Here is a 23,019-nt window from a genome sequence, read left to right on the forward strand (position 1 = left end):
CGATCAGTGCCCGCTGCCCCTTGCCGATCGGCATCACCAGGTCGATGACCCGCGTGGTCAGGATGTGCGGCTCGGTCTCCAGCCGCAGCCGCTCCCGCGGGTACAGCGGGGTGAGCTTGTAGAACTCCCGCCGGCGCTTCGCCTCCTCCGGCTCCATCCCGTTGACGGTGTCCAGCCGGACCAGCGGCGCGTGCCGGCCCCGGCGTGGCCCGGCGGCGGCCGCACCGGTCACCAGGTCGCCGCGGCGCAGGCCGAACCGGCGCAGCTGGGCGGGGGCGACGTGGACGTCGGCGGCGGACGGCAGGTAGCCGTCGGCGCGGAGCAGGGCGTGGTCGTCACGGATGTCCACGATGCCGGTCACCGGGACCAGCGCGTTGGTGTCAAGGCTCATCGGGTGCCTTTCGTACGGTGGATGCCGCCCACGCGGGCGGACGGGAGAGGTGACGCGCGCGCCGCCGGGCGGCGCGGGGCCGGGTCGCTCGGCCTCGTCGGTGTCGTGCCATCCGGCAACGGCAGCGGCGGCGAGGATGACCGGGCCCTCGGTGGGATGGCTCCGCGACCGGTCCGGCGGTGTGCCGGCCCGTCGATGCGGAGAGAGGGAAACCCCGGGCGGCGCCGCGCGCCGGCATCCGGGTCCACCCGCAGGCTAACCCCGCCGAGGCCGCGCGGGCAAGCGACTCGCCACGGCGCAGCCCGTTGGGCCGCCACCGCGACCGGCGATAGAGTGAGGGCCGCGCCGACCGGGAAGGCCAGCACCGTGACTGCTACGACCGTGGCCGACCAGATCCACCTGGGAGACCACGTGTGCTGGACCCATGACGACGAGAGCCTTGCTCTTGACGCCGTCGGCCGCTTCGCCGCCGCCGGTCTCCGCCTCGGCCACAAGGTCATCTGCTTCACCGAGTCGTCCACGCCCCAGGCGGTACGGGCCCGGGTCGAGTCCGTCGGGGTTCCGACCGAGGCCGCCGTGGCGTCCGGCCAGTTGCGTATCGTCCCGGCGGTGGAGGTCTACCTTTCGGGCCACCATCTGGCCCCGGAAGCCCTGGTCGCCACCGTGGTCGACGAGGTCACCCGCGCCGAGCAGGAGGGCTACCCGGGGGTACGGCTGGCCGGCGACATGGCGTGGGTGCTGCGCAGCGCCACCACCCTGGACGACCTGCAACGGTACGAGGCGGCGCTCAACCCGCTGTTCCTGGACGGACGGTTGGCCGGACTGTGCGTGTACGACCGCCGGCTGTTCCCCGCCGAGCGGCTGCGCGCCCTGGCCGCCGCGCACCCGGGCACGGCCGGTTCGCACACCGACCGGACCTGGGCGCCGCTGCTGCGGGCGTACCGGACGACCGACCCGCCGGGGCTGCGGCTGGTGGGGCAGGTAGATCGGAGCAACCGGGAGGCGTTCACCGCGGTGCTGGACGACGTGACGGCAACCGGCCCGGCCCCCGTGCTGGATCTGTCCGAGCTGAGCTTCGCCGACGTGGGGGCCGCCATCGCGCTGGCGCGGGCCGAACGCTCCGGCGGGACCGGCATCCAGCTGGTGGGCTGCCGACCGGCGTTGCGCCGGCTGCTCGGCCTGCTGGACAGCGGGCCGGCCACGGAGTCTCTGGCATGACCGGGACGCTGGGCACCACGGCCGCCGGCCTCCGCCACCACCTTCTCCTCTACACCGACGCCGCCGGCCTGCTGGCCGTGGTCCTGCCGTTCCTCCACGAGGGACTCGCCGCTGGGGAGCCGGTGCTGGTCGCCACGCCTGGCCCGCAGCTGGCGCTGATCCGCGCCGCGCTCGGCCCGGGCGGCAACGTGATCCGGTGGACCGACCTGACCGAGGCCGGCCGCAACCCGGGCCGGATCCTGCCCTGGGTGCTCCAGTCCTTCGCCGACCGGCACCCCGGCCGGCGGGTCCGCATCCTCGGCGAGCCGGTGTGGCCCGGGCGCACCGCCCAGGAGTATCCGGCCTGCGCGCAGCACGAAGCCGCGATCAACTGGGCGTTCGCCGGCCGCGAGGTGAGCATGTTGTGCCCGTACGACGCGGGCCGGCTCGATCCGGGCGTGCTCGCCGAAGCGCGCTGCACCCATCCGCTGCTGGTCGACGGGACCGGCAGCCGGCCCAGCGCCGGATACGCCCCGGCCGAGGTGGCGGAGCGGCACAACAAGCGGTTGCCCAGCCCCGCCGAGCCGGTCGCGGTGCTCCGCTACGACCTGGAGAGCCTGCCGCTGCTGCGGCGGTTCGTGGGCGACCACGCCGGCGACGCCGGCCTGGACGCCGACCGGGTGGCCGACCTGCAGATCGCGGTGACCGAGCTGGCCACCAACAGCGTCGCGCACGCCGGCGGCGCCGGCACGTTGCAGCTGTGGCGGACCGCGAGCCACCTGGTCTGCGAGATGCACGACGACGGCTGGCTCTCCGACCCGCTCGCCGGGCGACTGGCCCCGGCGCACGACGGCATCGGCGGCCGGGGGCTGGTCATCGTGCACGCGCTGTGCGACCTGGTCCTGGTGCACACCACCGCAGCCGGCACCACGGTCCGGCTGCACATGCTGCGGGACGCGCCGTGACCGGCGGGGAGCCGCTGCTGCGGCCGGTCGGCCGGGTGGAGTCCCCGCTGACCGACCCCGCGACGGCGCCGAAGCAGGGCGACGAGGGGGCACCGGAGGCGTGGCTGGTCTTCGCCGAGGCCTACGCGCCCGCGCTGCGCGGGCTGCGCGCGGGCGCGGACGTACTGGTGCTGACCTGGCTGGACCGGGCCGACCGGGACGTGCTCGCGGTGCACCCGCGCGGCGACACCTCCCGGCCGGAGACCGGGGTGTTCGCCACCCGCTCCCCGCACCGGCCGAACCCGGTCGGCCTGCACCGGGTCCGGGTCCTCGAGGTCGACGGCACGCGGGTACGGGTGGCCGACCTGGAGGCGCTGGACGGCACCCCCGTACTGGACGTCAAGCCGGTGCTCGACGGCGAACGCTGAGCCCGTGGCGAGCCGGCTCAGTGTCCCCGGGCGATCCACTCGTCGAGGTGGGGCGCCTCCGCGCCGATCGTGGTGTCGTCGCCGTGTCCGGTGTGGACGACGGTCTCCGGCGGCAGGGTGAGCAGCCGGTCCCGGATCGAGGCGACGATGGTGCCGAAGTCGCTGTACGAGCGGCCGGTGGCGCCGGGCCCGCCGGCGAAGAGCGTGTCGCCCGTGAACACCGCGCCGAGGTCCGGTGCGTGGAGGCTGCACGCGCCGGGGCTGTGCCCAGGGGTGTGCAGCACCCGCAGGGTGGTGCCGCCGACCTCGACGGTCTGGCCGTCGGTCAGCTCCCCGTCCGGCGGGGTGTCCGGGTGGACCAGGTCCCAGAGCACCCGGTCGGCCGGGTGCAGCAGCACCGGCGCGCCGGTGGCCCGGGCCAGCTCGGGGGCGACCCGGACGTGGTCGTCGTGGGCGTGGGTGGCCAGCACGGCGACCACCCGCCGGTCGCCGACCAGCTTGCGGATGGCGGCCACGTCGTGGGGCGCGTCGACGACCACGCACTCGGTGTCGTCGCCGATCAACCAGACGTTGTTGTCGACCTCGAAGGTCTGCCCGTCGAGGGAGAACGTGCCGGAGGTGACGGTGTGGTCGAGGCGGGCGGTCACGGGAAGACCACCACCGAGCGGAGCACGTCGCCGTGGTGCATCCGGGTGAACGCCTCCTCGACCTGGTCGAGGGCGATCTCCTCGGTGACGAACGCGTCCAGGTCGAGGCGGCCCTGCCGGTAGAGCTCGGTGAGCATCGGGAAGTCGCGGCTGGGCAGGCAGTCGCCGTACCAGCTGGACTTGAGCGCACCGCCGCGGCCGAACACGTCCAGCAGCGGCAGCTCGATCCTCATCTCCGGCGTGGGCACGCCCACCAGCACCACGGTGCCGGCCAGGTCTCGGGCGTAGAACGCCTGCTTCCAGGTCTCCGGGCGGCCCACCGCGTCGATGACCACGTCGGCGCCGAACCCGCCGGTGGCAGCGCGGATCGCCTCGACCGGGTCGTCCTCGGAGGCGTTGACGGTGTGCGTGGCGCCGAACTTCCGGGCCCAGTCGAGCTTTCGGGAGTCGGTGTCCACCGCGATGATCGTCGTCGCCCCGGCCAGGGCCGCACCGGCCACCGCGGCGTCGCCGACGCCGCCGCAACCGATGACGGCGACGGAGTCGCCCCGGCCCACCTGGCCGGTGTTCATGGCCGCGCCGAGGCCGGCCATCACGCCGCAGCCGAGCAGGCCCACCGCGGCGGGTCGGGCGGCCGGGTCGACCTTGGTGCACTGGCCGGCGTGGACCAGGGTCTTCTCGGCGAACGCGCCGATGCCCAGGGCGGGGGCGAGTTCGGTGCCGTCGGTGAGGGTCATCTTCTGGGCCGCGTTGTGGGTGTTGAAGCAGTACCAGGGGCGGCCCCGGCGGCAGGCCCGGCACTGGCCGCAGACCGCCCGCCAGTTGAGCACCACGAAGTCGCCGGGGGCGACGTCGGTGACACCCTCCCCCACCTGCTCGACGACGCCCGCCGCCTCGTGGCCGAGCAGGAACGGGTAGTCGTCGGCGATCCCGCCCTCGCGGTAGTGCAGGTCGGTGTGGCACACCCCGCAGGACTGGACACGGACCACCGCCTCGCCGGGCCCCGGGTCGGGCACCACGATGGTGGTGACCTCCACCGGCGCGCCCTTGCGCCGCGACACGACTCCCCGGACTTCCTGGCTCACGGTGTCTCCTGTCGACGTGGTGTCCCTTCCCGCGAACCTACCGCCGATCACCACCGCCGGCCCACCGTCGCATCGCGGTTATCCCGCGCGTCACGGGGTACGCGGGGCCCGATTCTGCGGCACCCGACGGGAGTGATCATGAAACTGACGCATGCGCCGCTGCGGGTCAGCATCGGCGCGTACATCCTGAACTCCGGGCTCGGCAAGCGGACCCTGGAGGGCGAGGCCGCGGCCGGGATGCACGGCATGGCGGTCGGGGCGATCCCGCAGCTGAAGCAGTTCGAGCCCACCCGATTCGCCATGCTGCTGTCCCGGAGCGAGATGGCGCTGGGCGCCGCGTTGCTCGTCCCGTTCGTGCCGTCGTTGCTGGCCGGCGCGGCGCTGACCGCGTTCGGCGCCGGACTGGTGCAGCTCTATCTGAAGACGCCCGGCATGCGCGAGGGCAACAGCCTCCGGCCCAGCCAGGCCGGCATCGGCCTGGCCAAGGACGTGTGGCTGGTCGGTGCCGGGCTGACCCTGATGCTGGACTCGCTGACCCACCGGCGGATCCGCCGCTGACCGGCGAGGTGCTCCGGCGCCAGCCGGCGGTCAGGCGCCGGCGGGCGCCGGTACGGCGGTGCTGGTGCGCTCGTCGGCGTACCGGCGGCGGGCGGCGTTGCGGTAGCGCAGCACCTGCACCGCGCCGAGCGCCCAGAGCAGGTACTGCACGGCGAAGGCCCAGCGGAACGCGTCCAGCGGCGGGGTGCTCCGCCCGGCCGGCGTGCCCAGGTCGAGCACCACGCCGACGGCCAGGATCAGCAGAATCGAGGCGACGAACCCGCCGACGTTGACGATCCCGGTGGCGCTGCCGATCCGGTGCACCGGGTTGAAGGTGCGCGCGTAGTCGAAGCCGATCACGGAGCCGGGGCCGTTGACCGCGAGCACCACGACCAGCGCCACCAGCAGCCAGTGCGGGGCGCGGCCGGGCCAGGCCAGCACCACCGCCCAGACCGCCGCGGTGGCGGCGGTGATGGCGAAGACGACCACCGAGCGGTGGAACGGGTGCCGGGCGCACAGGTGGGCGATCACCGGACCGCAGACCAGGGTCACCACGGTCATCAGGGTGAGCAGCGAGGCCGCCGCGGTGGGCGAGAAGCCCTGCCCCTGCACCAGGAACGGGTAGCCCCAGAGCAGGGCGAACACCGACCCGGAGAACTGGGTGACGAAGTGGGTCCAGAGGCCGAGCCGGGTCCCTGGCTGGGCCCAGGCGTCGGCGAGCTGCCGGCGTACGCTCGCCAGGTCGGCCGCGACCCCGCTGCTGTGCTCGGCGTGCGGGGTGTCCCGGACCGCTACCAGGACGAGCAGCAGCACGGTCGCGCCGAGCGCCGCGGCGGTGAGGAACGCGGGCGTCCAGCCGGCCTGGTGCAGCAGCGCCACCAGGGGTACGGCGCCGAGCACCGCACCGAGCTGCCCGATGGTGCCGGTGAGCTGCACCAGCAGCGGGTTGCGCCGGCCAGGGAACCAGAACGCCACGATCCGCAGCACGCTGATGAAGGTCATCGCGTCGCCGAGGCCGACCAGCACCCGGGCGGCGACGGCGAGGCGTACGTCGGTGGCGACGGCGAAGCAGAGCTGGCCGGCGACCATCAGCGCGCCACCGGCCAGCAGCAGCCGGCGGGAGCCGAACCGGTCGAGCAGCACCCCCACCGGCACCTGCATGGCCGCGTACACGGCGAGCTGGGCGACGGAGAAGGTGGCCAGGGCCGCGGCGTTGATGTGGAACCGGTCGGCGGCGTCGACCCCGGTGACGCCGAGCGAGCTGCGGTGGAAGACGGCCGCCACGTACGCGGTGACCGCCACCGCGTAGACCAGCACGGCGGGGCGCTTCGCGGCGGCGCTCACCGCAGTGTCCGCAGCACGGTCGCGGCGTTGTCGATGTGCGCGGCGACCGCGTCCAGGAAGACCTGTGGGTCGTCGCCGTCGAGGGCGGCGAGCTGGGCGGCGTGCTCGGCGAGGACCACCTCGGCCCAGCCGGGCGAGAGGCGGAAGCCGGCCTCGCCCATCCGGATCTGCCGGTCGCGCAGCCGGTGGTACAGCTCGGCGAGGATCTCGTTGCCGGCCGCCTCCACCACGGTGGCGTGGAAGGCCCGGTCGGCGGCCATCAGGGCGGTGACGTCGCTGGCGGCGTGCGCCCGGCGCATCTCGTCGAGCCAGCGGGCCAGGTCGGCGCGCAGCGCGGCGCGGCGCGGCCAGACCCGTTCGGCGGCGTGCAGCTCCACCAGGCGGCGGGCCTCGATGACGTCGGCGATCTCCCGGGCCGAGACCGGCCGGATCAGCGCGCCGCGCTTCGGGTAGAGCTTGACCAGACCCTCGGTCTCCAGGCGCAGCAGCGCCTCCCGGACCGGGGTGCGGGACACCCCCGTCGCCTCGGCGACCTCGCCCTCGCTGACCAGCAGGCCACCGGGGTAGACCTGCTCCAGGATGGCCCGCTTCAGGTGCTGGTACGCCCGCTCGGCGGCGGACGGCCCGGCGGCCCGCGCGGTGGTGCCGGCGCTCGTGGGATGCGTCATGTATCTATCCTGCACTCAACCCGCCCACCTCCCCTGCCGCCCCATTCCGCAGGTGACCCACCCCACTCCGCCCGGCTCGGGGCGAGCGGCGACAGGCCCGGCGGGTCACGGGGTGAGGGTGATGGCGGCGTCGGCCTGGGTGAAGCGGGTGTGGTGGGGGGTGCTGAGGGTGTCGAGGAGGTGGGCGAGCCACGCGGCCTCCGGCGGGGCGGCGGGCTCCAGGCGCATGCGGCGCATCCGGACCGGGACGAGGCGGAGCCGGCGCAGCTCGCCGGTCTCCGCGTCGAGGGTGGGCAGGCACAGCAGGCGCAGCTCCGGCCGGTACTCCTCCTGGCCGCCGATCCCCTCGTAGTCGTCGATCAGGTCACCGCAGCCGTAGAGGATCAGCCGCCCCCGGTACCGCTCGACCGGGCGGGGATGGTGCGAGGAGTGTCCGTGGACCACGTGCACTCCGGCATCGACCAGGGCGTGCGCGAACTCGACGTGTTCGTCCGGGACCTGGTAACCCCAGTTGGTGCCCCAGTGCACCGAGACCACCACGAGGTCGGCCGGCCCGGCCCGGCGGGCGATCCGGTCGGCCAGCGCCTCGGCCGACGTCACCGAGGCCTCCGGCAGGTACGCGACCCCGGGCCGACCGTCGGATGCCGCCCAGTGCGGGAACACCCCGCTGGACGCGGCGCCCACCGACCAGACGAGCAGCCGCCACCCGCCGTCGAGCCGTACCGTGGCCGGCTCCCACGCCTCGTCGGCGCCCCGGCCCGCGCCTGCGGTCCGGATGCCCCCGGTCCGCAGGGCGTCCAGGGTGTCGGCCAGCCCGGTCGGACCGAAGTCCAGGACGTGGTTGTTGGCCAGCGCGCAGACGTCCAGCCGGGCGGCGGCGAGGCAGGGCAGGTTCGCCGGATGCATCCGGTAATGGATGCCCTTGCCGGGGGCGTACTCGCCCCGGGCGGTCACCGCCGTCTCCAGGTTGACGATCCGCACGTCCGGGCGCTCGGCGTCGAGCAGCCGCAGCGCGTCGCCCCACGGCCACCCGGGCGGGACCGGACGCGGCACCGGGCCGGACACCGACTCGGCCAGCTCGACGTAGCGGCGGGCGTCGGTCACGGCCTGCTCGCGCAGCCCGGGCGGTCCCGGGTGCGGCAGGATCTGGTCCACGCCCCGGCCGGTCATCACGTCCCCGGCGAGGAAGAGCGTCAGCTCGGCCATGCCCGGGGTGTTCCCGCGCCAGGCCCGGTCGCACCTGCGAGTCTCCGGGAACCGGTACGCGTGGGCGCTCGCGGGCGGGGTACCAGGGCCGCCATGACGACGGACGTGACGATCGTGGTGGCCACCCGCAACCGGCGGGCGCACCTGCTGGACCTGCTGCCCCGCCACGCCGCCCCGGTGATCGTGGTGGACAACGGCTCCGACGACGGCACCCCGGCGGCCGTGGCGCATGGCCCCGGCGCCCTTGTCGCCGGCCGCGCCGTCGCTGACCGGCTGAGCTGGTTATCGTGTGGGCAGCTGACCCGCCGCCGGCGAGGAGCACCGATTGACCAGCAACCCGCCCGTCCGGGCCTGGCACCGGCCGATGCGCGCCCGCCGCCCCGACGAGGAGCACCGGACCGCGACCCCGCTGGAGCTCTTCTTCGACCTCTGCTTCGTGGTCGCCGTGGCCCAGGCGGCCGGCGGCCTGCACCACGACCTCGCGGCGGGACACCTCGGACACGCCCTCACCGGCTACCTGACCGTGTTCTTCGCGATCTGGTGGGCCTGGATGAACGTCACCTGGTTCGCCTCCGCGTACGACACGGAGGACGACGTGTACCGGCTGACCACGCTGGTGCAGATCACCGGGGCGTTGATCCTCGCCGCCGGCGTGCCGCGGGCGTTCGCCGAGGCCGACTTCGCCACGATCACCGTCGGGTACGTGGTGATGCGGCTCGCCGCGGTGGTGAACTGGCTGCGCGCGGCAGCCGGTGACGCGGAGCATCGCCGCACCACCGTCACGTACGCGGTCGGGGTGGCCGTGGTGCAGGCCGGCTGGCTGCTGCGGCTGCTCCTGCCGCACGAGGGCGGCCTGCCGGTGTTCCTGCTGCTGGCCCTCGCCGACCTGCTGGTGCCGGCGCTGGCCGAGCGGCACGGGATGACGACCTGGCACCCGCACCACATCGCGGAGCGGTACCAGCTGTTCACCCTGATCGTGCTCGGCGAGGTGGTGCTCTCCACCTCGGTGGCGATCCAGGGTGGCATCGACGCCGGCAACGGCGGCCTGTGGTCGCTGGCCGCGGCGGGCCTGGTGATCGTCTTCGCCGTCTGGTGGCTCTACTTCGACCGGCCCGGCCCGGTGCCGCCGCTGGCGCTGCGGGGCGCGCTGTTCTGGGGCTACGGCCACTACCTGATCTTCGCGGCGATCGCCGCGGTGGGCGCCGGGCTGGCCGTGGCGGTCGACCACGACCTGCACGCGACGCACGTCTCCGGCCGGGTCGTCGGCTACGCCACCGCCGTCCCGGTCGCCGTGTACCTCGTCACCCTCTGGGCGCTGCACCTGCGGGCCAAGCGCGGTCTCGGCCGGGTACTCTTCCCCGCCGCGGCGCTGCTGGTGCTGGTGGCGCCGTGGCTGCCCGGGCCGGTCGACGTGATCGCCGGGGTGCTGCTCGCGCTGGTGGCCGTCACGCTGCTCCAGCGGCACCGGCTTGCGACCAGAATCGCCTGACCAGGGCCTCGAACGCGGCGGCCCGCTCGATCTGCGGCATGTGCCCGCAGTCCGCGAAGAGGTGGGTGCGTGCCTGCGGAAACCGGGTGCGCGCGTTGGCCAGGTGCCGGGCGGGCAGGATCAGGTCGCGCTCGCCCCAGACCACCAGGGTGGGCAGGCCGAGCGCGGCCACCGCGTCGAGCAGCTCGGCCCGCCACTGTGGGCGGACGCCCCACCAGGTGCCGAGGCTGCGGACCAGTTCCAGCATGACCCGGGCGGCGTGCGGCTCCCGGGCCGCCGTCAGGGCGGTGGCGACGCGCGCCTCGGTGACGTACGCCGGGTCGTGGAAGATGGCCCGCTCGGTGCGGCGGGCGATCGCCGGGTGCGGTCGCAGCAGCAGTCGGGCGAACGGCAGCGCGAGCAGCCGCAGTGCGAAGGTGACCTCCTTGCCGAAGCCGGCGCTGTTGACCAGCACCAGGCTCGCCGCCCGGGTCGGGTCGTCGACGGCCAGGCGCATCGCCAGCGCCCCGCCGAGGGAGTTGCCGACCAGGTGCGCCGGACCGGTGACCCCGACCGCGTCGAGGACCTCGGCGACGGACGACGCGAGCGCGGGCAGGCTGTGCGGCACGTCCAGCGGCGCCGAGCCGCCGTGGCCGGGCAGGTCCACGCTGACCACCCGGTGGTCAGCGGCGAGGCCCTGGTGCTGGTCGGCGAAGTCCTCGAGGGTGCGGCCGATGCCGTGCAACAGGACCACGGGCGGGCCGTCGCCGGAGACGCGGCAGCGGACCCGCCGCCCGGCCACGGTCAGTTCGTCGGCGGGCGCCAGGCTCACGCCGGCCGCCCCGGCTCGGAGCCGGCGGGCGCGGCGGCCTCGGGCTCGGGGCGCGGGGCCGGCACGGCGGCCGGCCTCGGCCGCATCCCGAGCGCCAGGACCTTCCCGTACGAGGCGGGGGCGATCCGGGCCAGCAGGTCGGGCAGCTTCGCCGACCAGCCGATCAGCACCCGACCCCGGCGGTGCGCGACGCCCCGCAGGATCACCTCGGCGGCCTTGGCCGGGTCGATGGAGAGCAGCTTCTCGAACTGCTTCCGGCCGGCCTCGTACTCCTCGCGGGAGACACCGCTGCCGACCCGCGCGCTGGCGGCGATCCGGGTGCGAATGCCGCCCGGGTGCACCGAGGTGACCCCGACACCGTCGTCGACCAGCTCGTGCCGCAGCGCCTCGGTGAAGCCGCGCACGGCGAACTTGCTGGCCGAATAGGCGGCCTGGCCGGCGGGCGCGATGATCCCGAACAGACTGGAGATGTTGACCAGGTGGGCGCCGGGCTCCGCCTTCAGCGCGGGCAGCAGCGCGTGGGTCAGCCGGACCACCGCCCGGAAGTTAATCTCGATGACCCAGAGGAACTCCTCCAGGGTGACCTGGTCGAACCGGCCGCCCAGGGCCACCCCGGCGTTGTTGACCAGCAGCCGGATCCGGGGATGCGTACGGCGGATCTCGGCGGCCACCCGGTCGGTGGCCCCGGCGTCGGCGAGGTCGACCAGGTGGGTCTCGACCCGCTGCTCGGGGTGGGCGGCGCGGATCGCCGCGACCACGGCGTCGAGCCGCTCGGCGTCCCGGTCGAGCAGCACCAGGTCGGCGCCGCGCCGGGCCAGGCCGTGCGCCAGCGCCTCGCCGATGCCGCTGGCCGCGCCGGTCAGCACCGCGGTGCCGCCGGGGAAGACGAAGTCACGCATGCGGTCCTCCTGGTCAGCCGACGGGCGCGGCGGGCTCGGTGACGGTGGCCCGGGAGAAGCGCACGCCGTCGGTGAGCGGGCCGCGCCGCATCAGCCGCACGTCCCGGGGATAGTTCTGGTGCAACCGCCACGGCGCCCGGGGTCCCTGCTTGGGCAGCCGGTCGACGGCGCGCAGCACGTACCCGGACTTCAGGTCGATGATCGGTTCGAGGTCGTCCGAGTCGGGGGCGACCGGGGTGACGAGCTGCTGGCCGGTCGCGTCGAGGTGGCGCAGCAGTCGGCAGACGTAGGTGGCGACCAGGTCGGCCTTGAGGGTCCAGGAGGCGTTGGTGTAGCCGATGGTCATGGCGAAGTTCGGCACGCCGGAGAGCATCATGCCCTTGTAGGCGACCGTGCGCCCCAGGTCGACCTCGACGCCGTCGACCGCGATCGTCATGCCGCCGAGGGCGAGCAGGTTGAGCCCGGTGGCGGTGACCACGATGTCGGCGGGCAGCTCGGTGCCGGAGGTGAGCCGGATGCCCCGCTCGGTGAAGGTGTCGATGGTGTCGGTGACCACCGCGGCGCGCCCCTCGCTGACCGCCCGGAAGAGGTCGCCGTCGGGCACCACGCAGAGCCGCTGGTCCCAGGGGTTGTAGCGGGGCGAGAAGTGGCGGTCGATGTCGTACCCGACCGGCAGCTGCCCCTTGACGGCTCGGCGCAGGAACGTCTTCACCAGGTTGGGGGCACGCCGGCTGAGCTGGAAATTGGCCACCCCGAGCGCGACGTTCTTCCACCGCACCACGGCGTACGCGGCTTTCGCGGGCAGCCGGCGCCGCAGCGCGTCGGCCAGCCCGTCGCGCGAGGGCAGCGAGATGACGTACGTGGGTGAGCGCTGGAGCATGGTGACGTGTCCGGCCCGTTCGGCCATCGCCGGGACCAGGGTGACCGCGGTCGCGCCGCTGCCGATGACCACCACCCGCCTGCCCGTGTAGTCGAGGTCCGCGGGCCAGTGCTGCGGGTGCACGAGCCGGCCGGCGTACCGCACGACGCCGGGGAACTCGGGGGTGTAGCCCTCGTCGTAGCGGTAGTAGCCGGAGTTGGTGAACAGGAATCCGCAGGTGAGGACGACGTCCTCGCCGGTGTCGTCGCGGTGGGCGTGGACCGTCCAGCGGGCGGTGGCGCTGTCGAAGTCGGCGCGGACCACCCGGTGGCGGAAGCGGATGCGCTCCTCGACGCCGTACTCGCGGGCGGTCTGGCGCACGTAGTCCCGGATGGAGTCGCCGTCGGCGATCGCCTTCGGGTTGGTCCACGGCTTGAACGAGTAGCCGAGGGTGTACATGTCGGAGTCCGAGCGGATGCCCGGATAGCGGAAGAGATCCCAGGTGCCGCCGATGGCGTCGCGCGCCTCCAGCACCGCGTACGTCTTGCCCGGGCACTGCCGTTGCAGGTGGACGGCGGCGCCGATGCCGGACAGCCCGGCACCGACGATGAGGACGTCGACGTGGTCCGACATGGCATCTCCCGTTCGGGCGCGGTGGACCGGACCCTATCCACCCCTGTCGGCGCCAGTCAACACTCTGTCGACTCTCATCGACACGGTGTCGAGCGGGTGTAGCATCAGCCGACATGACCACCGCCCGCACGCCGACCGGGTCCGCGAGGACCCGCGGGCGGCGCCCGGGCCGCTCCGCCGGCGACGACCGGGAGCTGGCCATCCTCGCCACCGCCGAACGGCTGCTGGAACAGCGCGCCTTCGGCGACATCTCCATCGACGATCTGGCGAAGGGCGCCGGCATCTCCCGGCCCACGTTCTACTTCTACTTTCCGTCCAAGGACGCGGTGCTGCTCACCCTGCTCGACCGGGTCACCGAGGAGGCCAACGTCGCCGCCGGCGACGTGCTGGACCGGCTGGCCGAGGACCCGCGCGCCCGCTGGCGGGAGTTGATCGCCCGGTTCCACGCCACCTTCGGCGCGCACCGCGCGCTGGTGCTGGCCTGCGCCCAGGTGCGCGGCACCAACGCCGAGGTACGCCGGCTCTGGGCCGAGGTGCTCGAGCGTTGGGTCCGCGCGGTCGAGGCGGCGATCGAGGGCGAGCGCCGACGCGGCGCGGCCCCGGGCGGGCTGCCCGCCCGGGACCTCGCCATCGCGCTGAATTCCATGAACGAACGGGTCTGGTACGCGACCTTCGCCGGGGACGGGCCGGCCGTGGCCGAACCCGACGTGGTCGACGTGCTGCTCGACGTCTGGCTGACCGCGATCTACCGGACGACCACGCCGCCCCCGGCCTGAGGGTCACCCGGTACGGACGAATTCCATGATCCAGTTCGTCTCCCAGGTGCGTTCCCCGTCGATCGAGAACGCCTGCTCCCAGCGGCAGGTGGTGGGGGTGATCGCCGACCAGATGAACCGGCAGCGGATCGGCCGCCCCTCGTCGGTGTCGTCGCCGTAGAAGGTGCCGACACCGTCGACGAACCGGCCCACCACCGGCGGCAGTTCCAGCACACCCCGCCGGCTGTTCATCCAGTAGATCGACCAGAGCCCGGTGGTCCGGTCGAGGATGCGGACCGTGGAGCCGGAGAAGCCTCGGGTCGGGAAGTGGATCTCGTCGAAGCTGCCGGCGCCGTCGAAGAACGAGTGCGCCACCGAGGTGCCCGGGAACTCGTCCCACTCGTCGCTGCCGACGTGCCGCTTGGTCAGCCGCCGGTTGGTCACGTTCCAGGTGCCGACGAAGAAGTCGAAGTCGCCCATCAGTGGCCCACCGACCCCTCGGCGCGGGCGTCGGCCAGGTAGCCGGCCAGATCGGGCGTGTCCGGCGCCAGGACGTGGCGGACCCAGGCCACGCGCTCGTGCTCCAGCACGCCCAACTCCCAGACGCAGCCGACGCCGGGGCGGTCCAGCGGGACGAAGTGCGCCGGGTCGTCGTCCGGGCAGTCCAGCGCGGGCTGGCCGGCGATGGCGATGCGGCACTCCACCACGTTGTCGAAGAACCAGCTGTACGCCAGCAGGTACGCGCCGGTGTCCGCGCCCCGGTGCAGCACCACCCAGCTCGCCGGCGGGGTGCCGCCGTCCGGCTCGGGCAGCAGCTTCGGCAGGTACGCGTACGCGGCCTCGACCACCGCGGGTTCGAGACGGCGGTCGGGCTGGTCGATGTGGTAGCGCTTGACGTGCCGGCCGGCGACCTCGACGGTCCCCGGCACGGTCAGTTCCTTGTCGTGGAAGGCCATGCCGGGACGGTAGGACCCCTCCCCTGACAGCTACTGTCAGGGGAATGCGGGCCAGTCGTCTCCTGTCCATCCTGCTGCTGCTCCAGGCCCACGGCCGGCTCACCGCCGCCGAGCTGGCCGACCGCCTGGAGGTGTCGGTGCGCACCGTCTACCGGGACGTCGAGTCGCTGCACGCCGCCGGCATTCCGCTGTACGGGGAGGCCGGCCACGCCGGCGGCTACCGGCTCGTGGACGGCTGGCGGACCCGGCTGACCGGGCTCACCGCAGAGGAGGCCGATCGGCTGCTCTTCGCCGGGCTGCCCGGCCCGGCGGCCGAGCTGGGCTACCAGTCGGTCGTCGCGACCCTGCAACTCAAACTGCGGGCCGCCCTGCCGCCGCCGCTCGCCGACCGGGCCGCCCAACTCCAGCAGCGCTTCCACCTGGACACCCCGGGCTGGTACTCCGACGGCGATCCGTCGCCGTACCTGGCCCCGACGGCCGACGCGGTCTGGCGGCAGCACCGGATCCGGGTGCGCTACCGCAGCTGGACCGGCGAGGTGACCCGGGTGCTCGAACCGTACGGCCTGGTGCTCAAGGGCGGCCGCTGGTACGTGGTCGCCGCCCGGCCGGACCGGCCCGAGCCGGCCACCTACCGGGTCAACCAGATCCTCGGCCTCACCCCGCTCGACGAGCCGTTCGACCGGCCCGAGTTCGACCTGCCGGGCTGGTGGCGGGCGCACGTGGTGGAGTTCCGGTCCCGGCTGCACCGGGACGAGGCGACCATCCGGCTCTCGCCGCGCGGGCGGGAGCGGCTGCGGGAGGTCGCCAGCGACGCGGTGGTCGCCGCCGTGGACGCCAGCGCCGGCCCGGCCGACGACGACGGGTGGGTCCGGGCGGTCGTACCCATCGAGTCGCTCACCCACGCGCACGGCGACCTGCTGCGGCTCGGCGCCGAGGTGGAGGTCCTCTCCCCCGCCGCGCTGCGCGACCGGCTCGCCGACACGGCCGCCGCCCTCGCCGCCCTCTACCACCCACCCTCCTCCTCTCGACCACTCCCGCCGAATTGATCAAGAGGTTCGCGGCAGTGTCGATCTCCACCGCGACGCGAACTCCTTGATCAACGCGGCTGGACGTGGGCCGGGGGCGGTGCGTGTCAGCGCAGGTCGCGCAGGGCGGCGCCGACGGTGGCGAGGCCGCGTTCGAGGTCGCCGGCCGGGTTGGCGGCGTAGCCGAGGACTAGGCCGGGTGGCTGCGGGAGTTGGGCATGCCAGGAGAGTGGCTGGACCTTGACCCCCCGGCGCAGCGCCGCGGCGGCCACCGCCACGTCGTCCACGTCGCCGGGGAGGGTGACCAGCAGGTGCAGGCCGGCGGCCGCGCCGTGCACGACCGCGCCGGGCAGGTGGTCGCGGACCGCGCGGAGCATCGCGTCGCGGCGGCGCACGTGCCGGCGGCGCAGCAGCCGCAGGTGGCGTTCCAGCGCGCCGGAGTCCATCAGCTCGGCCAGCACCAGCTGGGGCAGGGCCGCGTTGCCGAGGTCGGCCATCCGCTTGGCGGCCACCAGGGCGGCGTGGTGCCGGGGAGGCACGAGCACCCAGCCGATCCGCAGCGCCGGGGCGAGCAGCTTGGAGACGCTGCCGGTGTAGCAGACCCGGTCCGGCAGCATGCCGCGCAGGGCCGGCACCGGCGGCCGGTCGTAGCGGTGCTCGGCGTCGTAGTCGTCCTCGATGACCAGGCCGCCCCGCTCGGCCCAGCGCAGCAGCCGGCGGCGCCGGTCCCCGTCGAGCACCACGCCGGTCGGGAACTGGTGCGCCGGGGTGAGCATCACCGCCGGGGCGCCGAGGGCCGCCAGCCGGTCGACCCGCAGCCCGTGCGCGTCGACCGGCACCGGTGGGGTGTCCAGCCGCCAGTTGCGCAGGTGCTGTCGTACGCCGAGGGAGCCCGGGTCCTCCACCGCCACGGTGTGCACCCCGTCGTTGTGCAGCACCTGGGCGAGCAGGCCGAGCGCCTGGGACACCCCGGCCACGATCACCACCTCGGCCGGGTCGACCCGGATGCCGCGGTTGCGGGCCAGCCAGGTGGCCACCGCCAGGCGCAGCGCGGGGGTGCCGGTCGGGTCGCCGTACCCGAAGTCGGCGGGCGCGAGGCGGTGCAGCACCGCGCGTTCGGCCCGCAGCCAGGCCGCCCGGGGAAAGGCGGCCAGATCGGGTACGCCGGGCGTCAGGTCCAGCTCCGCCGGGGCGGTGCGCAACGCGTCGAAGACGTCGACGCCGGGGCGGGCGGCGAACACCTCGACCGGCGGGGCCGGCGCCGGTGCGCGGGTGACCAGCGCGGCCGGGGTGGCCACCACGACGGTGCCGACGCGGCCCCGGCCGACCACGTGGCCGTCCTCGGTCAGCCGCTGGTACGCCTCGGTCACCACGCCCCGGGAGACACCCAGCTCGGCGGCGAGGACGCGGCTGGCCGGCAGGCGGGCGCCCACCGGCACCCGGCCGTCGGCGATGGCGGCCCGCAGCCGTCCCGCCAGCCAGTCGGCGCGCCCGCCGGGCGGGGCGTCCCCCACGTCCAGCTGGAGGAAGTCGGCACCCGCCGCTATGGACTCCTGCGCCGCCGCCGCTTTGGCCCTGTCCACCGGGCCATTATGGTCGCAGGCTGGACGGCATGACCATCGCCTTCCTGTTGACCACGCTGGTCGTGGTGCTCACCCCGGGCACCGGCGTGGTGTACACGCTCTCCACCGCGCTCACGGCCGGCCGGCGCGCCGGACTCGCCGCCGCGGTCGGCTGCACGGTCAGCCTCGTGCCGCACCTGGCCGCGGCGGTGACCGGCCTGGCCGCGGTGCTGCACGTCGGCACTCCCGCGTTCCGGGTGGTGACCTGGCTGGGCGTGGCGTACCTGCTCTGGATGGCCTGGTCGGCGCTGCGCGACCGCTCGGCGCTGGCGGTCGACGACGGACGCCCGCCCCGACCGACCACCCGGGTGGTCCGCGACGGCGTGCTGGTCAACCTGCTCAACCCCAAGGTGACCGTGTTCTTCGTGGCGTTCCTGCCGCAGTTCGTGCCCCCGGACGCGCCGGCGGCCACCAGCCGGATGCTGCTGCACGGCCTGGTCTTCATGCTGGCCACGCTCGTCGCCTTCGCCGGGTTCGCCGTGCTGGCCGGGGGCCTGCGCCGCCGGGTCCTGGCCCGGCCCCGGCTGACCGCGCTGCTGCGGCACGGCTTCGCCGGCAGCTTCCTCGCCCTCGGCCTCGGCCTCGCCCTGACCGCCCGATGACCCGGCCTCGCCCTGACCGCCCGACAACCTCGGCCGCGCCGACCGCCCGACAAGGAGCTTCCCGTGCGATTCCGGCACTCCCCGCAGGTCTGGTCCACCTTCCCCGAGCTGAGCTGCGGGGTCCTGCACGTCACCGGAGTGGACCCCACCGTCGACCTCGGACGGTTCCTCGCCCGCCACGCCGACGCGGCCCGGACCCGGCTCGCCGGCGGACCGGAGGGCGGCTTCCCGGAGATCCAGGCGTGGCGGCGGGCCTTCGCCCGGATGGGGCTGGCCCCCACCCGTTACCGGTGCGCGGCCGAGTCGCTGCTGCGCCGGTTCCGCCGCGAGGGCGCGCTGCCCCGGCTGCACCCCCTGGTCGACCTGGGCAACGCCCTGTCCATCGGATACGCCGTCCCGGTGGCCGTCCTGGACCTCGAGCGGATCGCCGGCGACCTGACGGTGCGCCCGGCCACCGGCACGGAGACGTACCTGACCCTGAGCGGAGAGCAGGAGCGTCCCGAGCCGGACGAGGTGATTTTCGCGGACACGGCCGGCCGGGCGCATTCCCGGCGCTGGACGCATCGGCAGAGCGGCTGCTCGGCCGTCCGCGACGGCACCGGCGAGGTGCTGGTGGTGATCGAGGCGATGCACGGCAGCGGGGCGGAGACGGTGCGCCGGATGCTCGCGGAACTGAGCGAGGTCCTGGCGGCGCCGGCCCGGACGGCGGTGCTCACCGCCGACGCCCCGCAGTTCGCGGTGACGGCGGCCCGGGCCGGCTGACCGACCGCCCGGTCAGGCCGCCTCGCCCGGGGCCAGGTACCGGTAGCCCGGGACGGTCTCCCCGAACCAGCCGTTGACGCTGGCCATGCCCCGGTCGTTGAGCTGGGCGTCGTGGATCGGAAAGACCCGGCGGGCACCGATCGTCGTGGCGAAGGTGATGGCCTCGGTCAGCTTCAACCAGGACCCCTGCGCCGGAACCAGCAGGGTCTCGACCGGAGCGCCGGGCAACGCCAGCGAATCCCCCGGATGGTAGACCGCGTCGTCGACGAGGTATCCGAGGTTGGCACAGTCCGGCTGCCCGTCGTGGATGACGGCGTGCCGTCCGCCCACGGCGGTGACGGCGAAGCCGGCGGCGGTGAACCGGTCGCCGGCCGCCACTCGGGTCACCGACAGCGACGCCAGATCGGGCAGCCGGGCCCCGTCCGGCGCGAAGACCGGCACGCCGAGGCCGGCGAGCCGCAGCACGTCGACGTGGTCGGTGTGCTCGTGGGTGAGCAGCACCGCGTCGGCTCCGACCAGGGCTCGCGGCTCACTCCAGGTGCCAGGGTCGACGACCAGGACGCGTCCCTCGTGTTCGAGCCGGACGCAGGCGTGGGTCCACTTTGTGATCTTCACCCGGTCAATCTATTCGGCCGCCGGCGGCCGACGGTGCCCCTCAGCGGTCGCCCCGCCGGGGCTCCTCGTCGCCGGCGTCCACGATCTCCTCGAACTCGGCCGGGGTGATCTCGCCGGTGCGCAGCCGCCGGGCGTTGGCGGCGAACCGGGCGACCGCCGCGCCGCGCGGATCCGGCGGGGTGACCAGGCGGCTCTCCACGCCGAGCGCGGTCGCCTCGTCGGCGACCTGCCGCGGGTCGTCGGTGTCGACCAGCTCGCCGTGCAGCTCGCGCAGCGCTGCCGCGAGCTGCGCATCGGCCGCGTCACCGGTGCCCCACCACCGCCGGGCCAGCTCGACCGTACGGCCGAGGGTGTCCTCGCCGACCCGCTCCGCGCGCAGCACCGCGCGCATCATGCTGAGGAAGGTGACGGTGACGGCGTCGGAATCATCGGCGATCATGCCTGCACGATAACGACCCGCTGCGACAAAACCCGCGGCGCACCCGTCTCCCGCCGGCATGATCGGGGCATGGAGCGACGACCGCCGCGGGGGCACCGGAACGTCCCGCACACCGCCGACGTCCGGATCGAGGCGTGGGCGCCGGACCGGGAGGGCTGCGTGGCGGAGGCGGTGACCGCGTTGGTGGACACCTTCGTGGACGCCGCCGGCGTCAGCCCGGAGGCGGAGACAGCGTACCGGGTGCCGCCCGGCGCCGACCCGGACCTGCTGGTCGGTGTCCTCGACGAGATGATCTTCCGGCTGGAGACCGCGGGCGAGGTGCCGTTGGCGACCGAGGTGTGGCCGGCCGAGGACGGCGGCCTGCTGGTGCGCTGGCGGGTGGCCGACACCGACGCGGTGGAGGCGGTCGGCGCGATCCCCAAGGCGGTGTCGCTGCACGAGCTGCGCTTCGGTCCGGACGACGCGGGCTGGTCCTGCGCGGTGACGCTGGACGTCTGAGGCTGGCTCAGCCCTTCACCACGCCGAGCGGCACCAGCCGGGCCACCCGCCGGCACAGGCCCGCCCCTTCGGCCGCCGCCACCACGGCGGTGATGTCCTTGTACGCGGCCGGCATCTCCTCGGCCAGCCCGCGCCGGGACGCGCCCCGCACCGCGATGTCCTGCGCCTCCAGTTCTTGGCGGGGGTCGTGGCCGCGTACCGCCTTGGTGGCCTGCTTGCGGCTCTGCACCCGGCCGGCGCCGTGGCAGGTGGAGGCCCAGGCCGGCGAGCCGGGGACGCCGGTGAGGACGTACGAGCCGGTGCCCATCGAGCCGGGGATGAGCACCGGCTGCCCGGCCGGGCGCAGGTCCTCGGGCAGGTCCGGGTGCCCGGGCGGGAGGGCCCGGGTGGCGCCCTTGCGGTGCACACAGAGCCGGCGCGAGGCCCCGTCGACCTCGTGTGTCTCGATCTTGGCGAGGTTGTGCGAGATGTCGTACACCAGGTCGAGGTCGCAGCCGGTGACCCGGTGGAAGACCTGGCGGGCGGCGTGGGCGAGCAGCTGCCGGTTGGCCCGGGCGTAGTTGGCGGCGGCGGCCATCGCCCCGAGGTAGGCCCGCCCCTCGTGGGACGACACGGGCGCGCAGGCGAGCTGCCGGTCGGGCACGTGGATGCCGTAGCCGGGCATCACCTTCTCCATCTCGCGCACGTAGTCGGTGCAGATCTGGTGGCCCAGCCCCCGGGAACCGCAGTGGATCATCACGCAGACCTGGCCGGCCCGCAGCCCGAACGCGCCGGCGACGCTCTCGTCGTAGACCTCCTCCACCGCCTGCACCTCCAGGAAGTGGTTCCCGGAGCCGAGGCTGCCGACCTGACGGGCGCCGCGCTCGACCGCCCGCTCGCTCACCTGGGCCGGGTTCGCGTCGTCCACCGCGCCGTAGTCCTCGCAGCGGTCCAGGTCCCGCTGGACGCCGTAGCCGCGCTCCACGGCGTAGCGAGAGCCGCCGCGCAGCACCGCGTCGAGTTCGGCGCGGTCGGTCAGGTGCCACACGGCGCCCTTGCCCATGCCGCGGGGGGTCGACTCGCTGAGGCCGTCCATCACCGCGTCCAGCCGGGGGCGCAGCCGGTCCCGGTCCAGGTCGGCGGCGAGCAGCCGGACGCCGCAGGAGATGTCGAAGCCGACGCCGCCGGGTGAGACCACTCCCCCGTGCTCGATGTCCGTGGCGGCCACCCCGCCGATCGGGAAGCCGTAGCCCCAGTGCACGTCCGGCATGGCGTAGGAGGCCTCGACGATGCCGGGCAGGGTGGCTACGTTCGCCACCTGGTCCAGCGACCGGTCGGCGCCGGCGTCCGGCAGCAGCGACCGGGACGCGAAGACCACGCCGGGCACCCGCATCGGGTCGTGCCGTTCGATGCGGAACCGGTACGGCGACTCCTCGACCAGGTCCATGTCGGCCCGGCTACCCCGGCCCGGGGCGGTTACACCCGCTCTGGTTCAACTCGCCCGATCCGGGTAGAGCGCCGGCATGCCCCAGCGATACGAGGACTACGACCGGATCGCGATCGTCACCGGCGCGGACTCCGGCATCGGCAAGGCGTGCGCGGTGGCGCTCGCCGAGGCCGGTTTCGACGTCGGCTTCACCTGGTACGGCGACCCGGAGGGCGCTGAGCGCACCGCCGCCGAGGTACGCGGCACCGGCCGCCGCTGCGAGTTCGCCGAGGCGGACCTGACCCGGCTGCCGGCGGCGGCCGGGGTGATCGACGAGCTGGCCGACCGGCTCGGCGGGCTGGGGGTGCTGGTCAACAACGCCGGCACCGGCCTGGCCACCCCCTTCGTGGACGTGGCCTGGGAGCAGTGGCGGGAGGTGCTCTCCGTCGACCTGGACGGCCCGTTCCTCTGCTCACAGCGGGCCGCCCGACGGATGCGGGCGACCGGCCGGGGCGGCCGGATCATCAGCATCACCAGCGTGCACGAGCACGCCCCCCGGGTGGGCTTGTCGGCGTACTGCGCGGCCAAGGGTGGGCTCGGGCTGCTCACCAAGGTGATGGCGCAGGAACTGGCGGCCGACGGGGTCACGGTCAACGCGGTCGCGCCCGGGGAGATCGCCACCCCGATGACCGGGCAGGAGGATGTCGACCCGTTCACCGAGGAACGCCCCGGCGTGCCGGTGGGCCGGCCCGGCGACGCCCGCGAGGTCGCCGCGGTGGTGGCACTGCTGGCCTCACCGGCGGCGGCGTACGTGACGGGGGCGTCGTGGCCGGTGGACGGGGGGATGCTGCTGATGGGTCCCCAGGCTTCCGTTCTTCCCTCTTCTTGGCGTTCGGTGTGACGTTTGGGGCCGCCGTGGGTCAGCTGCGTGGGTCGGTGACGGCTTGCGGACCCACACCCGCATCGGGAGTTGAGCTGATCGTGCCTGTTTCCGGGTAGTGGCAGGCGGTGAGTTGGGTGCCGCCGTCCCGGGTGGTCAGGGCTGGTTCTTCGGTGGCGCAGCGGTCCTGTGCTTTCCAGCAGCGGGTGCGGAAGCGGCAGCCCGACGGTGGGTTGAGGGGGGTGGGGACGTCTCCGGTGAGTCGGATGCGGCCGGCGGGGCCGAGGGTGGTGACGTCGGGGATGGCGGACAGCAGGGCCCG

Annotated in this window: 26 protein-coding genes and 1 pseudogene; 11 read left to right on the forward strand and 16 right to left on the reverse strand. The window is 74.5% G+C overall.

Annotated elements, in window-relative coordinates:
- Nucleotides 1-391, reverse strand: a pseudogene (locus ACZ6S5_RS32775) (transcription termination factor Rho); the annotation flags it as partial.
- 366 nt (nucleotides 392-757) lie between these two features.
- Between ACZ6S5_RS32775 and ACZ6S5_RS32780 the strand changes: the two are divergent.
- Genes ACZ6S5_RS32780 through tsaA form a run of 3 tightly spaced genes read left to right on the forward strand, consistent with a single transcriptional unit; the run spans nucleotide 758 to nucleotide 2,960 of the window.
- Nucleotides 758-1,609: an MEDS domain-containing protein gene (locus ACZ6S5_RS32780; RefSeq protein ID WP_466006139.1), complete on the forward strand. Its 852-nt coding sequence runs from the start codon at nucleotides 758-760 to the stop codon at nucleotides 1,607-1,609.
- Complete coding sequence (locus ACZ6S5_RS32785) at nucleotides 1,606-2,553, forward strand: anti-sigma factor RsbA family regulatory protein (RefSeq protein ID WP_466006140.1); 948 nt, start codon at nucleotides 1,606-1,608, stop codon at nucleotides 2,551-2,553. The genes ACZ6S5_RS32780 and ACZ6S5_RS32785 overlap by 4 nt, the downstream gene beginning before the upstream one ends.
- The gene (tsaA, locus tag ACZ6S5_RS32790) at nucleotides 2,550-2,960 is read left to right on the forward strand and encodes a tRNA (N6-threonylcarbamoyladenosine(37)-N6)-methyltransferase TrmO (protein WP_466006141.1); all 411 of its coding nucleotides are present in this window, start codon (nucleotides 2,550-2,552) and stop codon (nucleotides 2,958-2,960) included. The genes ACZ6S5_RS32785 and tsaA overlap by 4 nt, the downstream gene beginning before the upstream one ends.
- 17 nt (nucleotides 2,961-2,977) lie before the next feature.
- Here tsaA and ACZ6S5_RS32795 read toward each other — a convergent pair whose 3' ends face one another.
- Complete coding sequence (locus tag ACZ6S5_RS32795) at nucleotides 2,978-3,607, reverse strand: MBL fold metallo-hydrolase (RefSeq protein WP_466006142.1); 630 nt, start codon at nucleotides 3,605-3,607, stop codon at nucleotides 2,978-2,980.
- Nucleotides 3,604-4,692 (reverse strand): S-(hydroxymethyl)mycothiol dehydrogenase, encoded by a 1,089-nt coding sequence (locus ACZ6S5_RS32800; RefSeq protein WP_466006144.1) that lies wholly within the window; start codon nucleotides 4,690-4,692, stop codon nucleotides 3,604-3,606. The genes ACZ6S5_RS32795 and ACZ6S5_RS32800 overlap by 4 nt, the downstream gene beginning before the upstream one ends.
- A 138-nt stretch (nucleotides 4,693-4,830) precedes the next feature.
- Here ACZ6S5_RS32800 and ACZ6S5_RS32805 point away from each other — a divergent pair, with 138 nt between their 5' ends.
- Nucleotides 4,831-5,250: a hypothetical protein gene (locus ACZ6S5_RS32805; protein ID WP_466006145.1), complete on the forward strand. Its 420-nt coding sequence runs from the start codon at nucleotides 4,831-4,833 to the stop codon at nucleotides 5,248-5,250.
- Nucleotides 5,251-5,280: 30 nt separating this feature from the next.
- On the opposite strand, the gene ACZ6S5_RS32810 is transcribed toward ACZ6S5_RS32805, so the two are convergent.
- The 3 genes from ACZ6S5_RS32810 to ACZ6S5_RS32820 all read right to left on the reverse strand — a co-directional run bounded on the left by ACZ6S5_RS32810 (nucleotide 5,281) and on the right by ACZ6S5_RS32820 (nucleotide 8,447).
- The gene (locus ACZ6S5_RS32810) at nucleotides 5,281-6,573 is read right to left on the reverse strand and encodes an MFS transporter (protein ID WP_466006146.1); all 1,293 of its coding nucleotides are present in this window, start codon (nucleotides 6,571-6,573) and stop codon (nucleotides 5,281-5,283) included.
- Nucleotides 6,570-7,241 (reverse strand): GntR family transcriptional regulator, encoded by a 672-nt coding sequence (locus tag ACZ6S5_RS32815; protein WP_466006147.1) that lies wholly within the window; start codon nucleotides 7,239-7,241, stop codon nucleotides 6,570-6,572. Before ACZ6S5_RS32815 ends, ACZ6S5_RS32810 begins: the two co-directional genes overlap by 4 nt.
- A 105-nt stretch (nucleotides 7,242-7,346) precedes the next feature.
- Complete coding sequence (locus ACZ6S5_RS32820; RefSeq protein WP_466006148.1) at nucleotides 7,347-8,447, reverse strand: CapA family protein; 1,101 nt, start codon at nucleotides 8,445-8,447, stop codon at nucleotides 7,347-7,349.
- Between the two features lie 325 nt (nucleotides 8,448-8,772).
- Here ACZ6S5_RS32820 and ACZ6S5_RS32825 point away from each other — a divergent pair, with 325 nt between their 5' ends.
- On the forward strand, nucleotides 8,773-9,936 hold the full coding sequence (locus ACZ6S5_RS32825) for a low temperature requirement protein A (protein ID WP_466006150.1): 1,164 nt from the start codon (nucleotides 8,773-8,775) through the stop codon (nucleotides 9,934-9,936).
- Here ACZ6S5_RS32825 and ACZ6S5_RS32830 read toward each other — a convergent pair.
- Genes ACZ6S5_RS32830 through ACZ6S5_RS32840 form a run of 3 tightly spaced genes read right to left on the reverse strand, consistent with a single transcriptional unit; the run spans nucleotide 9,893 to nucleotide 13,138 of the window.
- Entirely contained in the window at nucleotides 9,893-10,747 is an 855-nt protein-coding gene (locus ACZ6S5_RS32830) for an alpha/beta fold hydrolase (RefSeq protein ID WP_466006152.1), read from the reverse strand. The genes ACZ6S5_RS32825 and ACZ6S5_RS32830 overlap by 44 nt on opposite strands.
- Nucleotides 10,744-11,646, reverse strand: a complete 903-nt coding sequence (locus ACZ6S5_RS32835) for an SDR family NAD(P)-dependent oxidoreductase (RefSeq protein ID WP_466006153.1) — start codon at nucleotides 11,644-11,646, stop codon at nucleotides 10,744-10,746. The genes ACZ6S5_RS32830 and ACZ6S5_RS32835 overlap by 4 nt, the downstream gene beginning before the upstream one ends.
- A gap of 13 nt (nucleotides 11,647-11,659) precedes the next feature.
- Nucleotides 11,660-13,138, reverse strand: a complete 1,479-nt coding sequence (locus ACZ6S5_RS32840) for a flavin-containing monooxygenase (protein WP_466006154.1) — start codon at nucleotides 13,136-13,138, stop codon at nucleotides 11,660-11,662.
- Nucleotides 13,139-13,251: 113 nt separating this feature from the next.
- Between ACZ6S5_RS32840 and ACZ6S5_RS32845 the strand changes: the two genes are divergently transcribed.
- Nucleotides 13,252-13,914, forward strand: a complete 663-nt coding sequence (locus ACZ6S5_RS32845; protein ID WP_466006155.1) for a TetR/AcrR family transcriptional regulator — start codon at nucleotides 13,252-13,254, stop codon at nucleotides 13,912-13,914.
- A gap of 3 nt (nucleotides 13,915-13,917) precedes the next feature.
- Here the strand turns inward: ACZ6S5_RS32845 and ACZ6S5_RS32850 are convergent, their stop codons facing one another.
- Together ACZ6S5_RS32850 and ACZ6S5_RS32855 are read right to left on the reverse strand one after the other, a co-directional pair.
- On the reverse strand, nucleotides 13,918-14,373 hold the full coding sequence (locus ACZ6S5_RS32850) for a hypothetical protein (RefSeq protein ID WP_466006156.1): 456 nt from the start codon (nucleotides 14,371-14,373) through the stop codon (nucleotides 13,918-13,920).
- Entirely contained in the window at nucleotides 14,373-14,849 is a 477-nt protein-coding gene (locus tag ACZ6S5_RS32855; RefSeq protein WP_466006157.1) for a hypothetical protein, read from the reverse strand. The genes ACZ6S5_RS32850 and ACZ6S5_RS32855 overlap by 1 nt, the downstream gene beginning before the upstream one ends.
- A gap of 44 nt (nucleotides 14,850-14,893) precedes the next feature.
- Here ACZ6S5_RS32855 and ACZ6S5_RS32860 point away from each other — a divergent pair, with 44 nt between their 5' ends.
- Nucleotides 14,894-15,895: a helix-turn-helix transcriptional regulator gene (locus ACZ6S5_RS32860; protein ID WP_466006158.1), complete on the forward strand. Its 1,002-nt coding sequence runs from the start codon at nucleotides 14,894-14,896 to the stop codon at nucleotides 15,893-15,895.
- Between the two features lie 86 nt (nucleotides 15,896-15,981).
- Here ACZ6S5_RS32860 and pdxR read toward each other — a convergent pair whose 3' ends face one another.
- Nucleotides 15,982-17,457, reverse strand: coding sequence for a MocR-like pyridoxine biosynthesis transcription factor PdxR (gene pdxR, locus ACZ6S5_RS32865; RefSeq protein WP_466006159.1), 1,476 nt, complete (start codon nucleotides 17,455-17,457; stop codon nucleotides 15,982-15,984).
- Nucleotides 17,458-17,486: 29 nt separating this feature from the next.
- Here pdxR and ACZ6S5_RS32870 point away from each other — a divergent pair, with 29 nt between their 5' ends.
- Both ACZ6S5_RS32870 and ACZ6S5_RS32875 read left to right on the forward strand, forming a co-directional pair.
- Nucleotides 17,487-18,098, forward strand: coding sequence for a LysE family translocator (locus ACZ6S5_RS32870; RefSeq protein ID WP_466006160.1), 612 nt, complete (start codon nucleotides 17,487-17,489; stop codon nucleotides 18,096-18,098).
- 63 nt (nucleotides 18,099-18,161) lie between these two features.
- The gene (locus tag ACZ6S5_RS32875) at nucleotides 18,162-18,860 is read left to right on the forward strand and encodes a B3/B4 domain-containing protein (RefSeq protein ID WP_466006161.1); all 699 of its coding nucleotides are present in this window, start codon (nucleotides 18,162-18,164) and stop codon (nucleotides 18,858-18,860) included.
- 12 nt (nucleotides 18,861-18,872) lie between these two features.
- Here the strand turns inward: ACZ6S5_RS32875 and ACZ6S5_RS32880 are convergent, their stop codons facing one another.
- Both ACZ6S5_RS32880 and ACZ6S5_RS32885 read right to left on the reverse strand, forming a co-directional pair.
- Entirely contained in the window at nucleotides 18,873-19,475 is a 603-nt protein-coding gene (locus ACZ6S5_RS32880) for an MBL fold metallo-hydrolase (protein WP_466006163.1), read from the reverse strand.
- 40 nt (nucleotides 19,476-19,515) lie between these two features.
- Nucleotides 19,516-19,914, reverse strand: coding sequence for a hypothetical protein (locus ACZ6S5_RS32885; RefSeq protein ID WP_466006164.1), 399 nt, complete (start codon nucleotides 19,912-19,914; stop codon nucleotides 19,516-19,518).
- 69 nt (nucleotides 19,915-19,983) lie between these two features.
- Here ACZ6S5_RS32885 and ACZ6S5_RS32890 point away from each other — a divergent pair, with 69 nt between their 5' ends.
- Nucleotides 19,984-20,412 (forward strand): archease, encoded by a 429-nt coding sequence (locus ACZ6S5_RS32890; RefSeq protein ID WP_466006166.1) that lies wholly within the window; start codon nucleotides 19,984-19,986, stop codon nucleotides 20,410-20,412.
- A gap of 7 nt (nucleotides 20,413-20,419) precedes the next feature.
- Here ACZ6S5_RS32890 and ACZ6S5_RS32895 read toward each other — a convergent pair whose 3' ends face one another.
- The gene (locus ACZ6S5_RS32895) at nucleotides 20,420-21,838 is read right to left on the reverse strand and encodes an RtcB family protein (RefSeq protein WP_466006167.1); all 1,419 of its coding nucleotides are present in this window, start codon (nucleotides 21,836-21,838) and stop codon (nucleotides 20,420-20,422) included.
- 76 nt (nucleotides 21,839-21,914) lie between these two features.
- Here ACZ6S5_RS32895 and ACZ6S5_RS32900 point away from each other — a divergent pair, with 76 nt between their 5' ends.
- Nucleotides 21,915-22,718 carry an SDR family oxidoreductase gene (locus ACZ6S5_RS32900; RefSeq protein ID WP_466006168.1) on the forward strand — a complete coding sequence of 268 codons (804 nt, stop codon included), beginning with the start codon at nucleotides 21,915-21,917 and terminating at the stop codon, nucleotides 22,716-22,718.
- A 19-nt stretch (nucleotides 22,719-22,737) separates the two neighbouring features.
- Here ACZ6S5_RS32900 and ACZ6S5_RS32905 read toward each other — a convergent pair.
- Nucleotides 22,738-23,019 (reverse strand): oligopeptide/dipeptide ABC transporter ATP-binding protein (locus ACZ6S5_RS32905; RefSeq protein ID WP_466006169.1); only part of this gene is annotated, 282 nt, incomplete at its 5' end.

This window comes from Micromonospora sp. NPDC051924, assembly GCF_055586005.1.